The sequence below is a fragment of the Kitasatospora sp. NPDC091257 genome (assembly GCF_044757675.1).
In the GTDB taxonomy this organism is placed as follows: domain Bacteria; phylum Actinomycetota; class Actinomycetes; order Streptomycetales; family Streptomycetaceae; genus Kitasatospora; species Kitasatospora lactacystinica.
Window position 1 is genome coordinate 1 of the sequence record NZ_JBIVVI010001467.1, and the last position, 1,956, is coordinate 1,956.

Here is a 1,956-nt window from a genome sequence, read left to right on the forward strand (position 1 = left end):
CCCGGCGCCCCCGACTCCCCCGGCGAAGAGGTCTGGGCCTGGACGCTCGGCTGCCTGGTCGCCGCCCTGCACCAGCCCGAGCTGTGGACCGAGTCCGCCCGGATCACCGGCCGCACCGCCGAACCCCAGCGGCTGGCCGCCGCCCGCGCCGCCCTGCTCGACCGCCTCCGCGACGACCTGCGCGCCCTGGACCGGGCCGCCGGGCGCAGCGGCGACGAGGTCACCGCCTGGACGCTGCGCCTCGGCATGGAGGCGCACTGCGCGGACGCCTTCGCCCAGGAGGACATCCGGATCACCCTGCCCGGCCGCCCGGCCCGCCGTCTCGCGCTCGGCCCCGCCCTCGAAGGGCTGCTCCGCGACGATCCCGAACTCCCCGACTGGGCCGAGGCCTTCGAGCAGGCCGTACGGGCCTGGCGGCGGCCCGCCGGCCCCGACGCGCCCGCGCCCACCCGGGCCCTCGGCCTGTTCGGCGACCTCGGCGCGCAGCGCTACCTGCAGCTCCAGGGCCGGCAGGCCGCCGCCGTCGCCGCCCTGGACGCGGTGCCCGAACAGCGGCGCGGCGAGGACTGGCAGTCGCTGCTCGGCGAGTCCCTGGTCAGCCAGGCCCGCGAGCACCACCGCAACCAGGACTGGCGCGAGGCCCTGGAGAGCCTCACCCGCGCCCGGTCCGTCCCCGGTGCCAGGCTGCCCGCCGACGCCGCCGCCATCGCCGCCGAGTCCGGCCTGCGAGCGGCCCGCGCGCTGCTCAAGAACAACCTGGACGACCAGGCCGGGGCCGCCGAACTCCTGGAGAAGGCCCTGGTGTTGGCCCCCGACGACCCCGAGGTGCAGGGCGACCTCGGTGCCACCTACGCCCAGTGGGCGCGCAAGATCAACAACGAGGACAAGGACTACCCCCGCGCCCTCGCGCTGCTGGAGAAGAGCCTGGAGCTGGCACCCGACGACCCGACCGCCCGCCACTTCCTGGAGGCCGCCCTCGGCAACCGGGCCGGCCAGCTCAGCCACGCCGACGCCACCGACGCGGAACTCGTGGAGGCCGCCGAAGCCTGGCGGGCGCTGATCGAACTCAACCCCGATCCGGACCACCGGCTCGGCCTCGCCTTCGTGCTGCGCCAGCTCGCCCGCTCGGCCGCCTTCGCCGACGACCGCCGGCGCGCCGTCGAGTGGATGGCCGAGGCGCTGCGCGCCGACCCGGAATGGGAAGGCGGGGTCGAACAGGAGGCCCCGCGCCGGGTCTCGGTGATGCTGGCCAACCACGTGGTGGACGGTATGGAGGACCAGCCGTTCACCGACCAGGCCGCGATGCTCCAGAAGGCCAGGTCCTACGACGACTCCACCGACATCCGCCGGCTGATGGTCAGCGTCTGGCGCGGCAAGGCCATCAGCCACTACGAGGGCCGCCGCTACCGCGCGGCGATCCGGCTGCTGGAAGAGGCGCTCGAACTGTCCGGCACCGCGGAGGACACCGACAAGCTGCGCCGCGAACTCGGCATCGTCTACGGCTCCTTCGCCGTCCAGCAGGCCAATGCCCGGAAGCTGCGCGAGGCCCGTGACCTGGCCCGCAAGGCCGTCGAGTACAGCCCGGACGACGTCGAGCTGCACGTCATGCAGCGGCGGATCAACTCGCTCTACTGACGGCAACCGCACGGCAGTTGGCGTCGTCCTAGACCGTACGCCGCAGACCGCAGACCGCAGACCGCAGACCGTCACCCGGGCCGCCACCCCGAGCCGTCCCCGACACCGTGAGGAGAGAGACCGCCCGCCATGCCACTGAACGAACCGTCGCCGTACGAGGTCCTGGGCATCCCGCTCACGGCCGGCGTGCGCGAGATCAACCTCGCCGTCGGACCGGCGATGCGGGCCGGCCGGTACACCCGCCAGCAGATCCAGGAGGCCGCCGCGCTGCTGCGCAACCCGGACCGGCGCCTGGAGGCGGACCTCCAGCAGCCCCTCCCT

The 1,956-nt window shown here is 74.6% G+C and carries 2 protein-coding genes; both read left to right on the forward strand.

What is annotated here, in order from left to right; genetic code table 11:
* Positions 1 to 1,635: hypothetical protein (locus ACIQOV_RS39400; protein WP_401055705.1), on the forward strand; the 1,635-nt coding region annotated here is incomplete at its 5' end.
* Positions 1,636 to 1,764: 129 nt separating this feature from the next.
* Positions 1,765 to 1,956: hypothetical protein (locus ACIQOV_RS39405; RefSeq protein WP_401055707.1), on the forward strand; the 192-nt coding region annotated here is incomplete at its 3' end.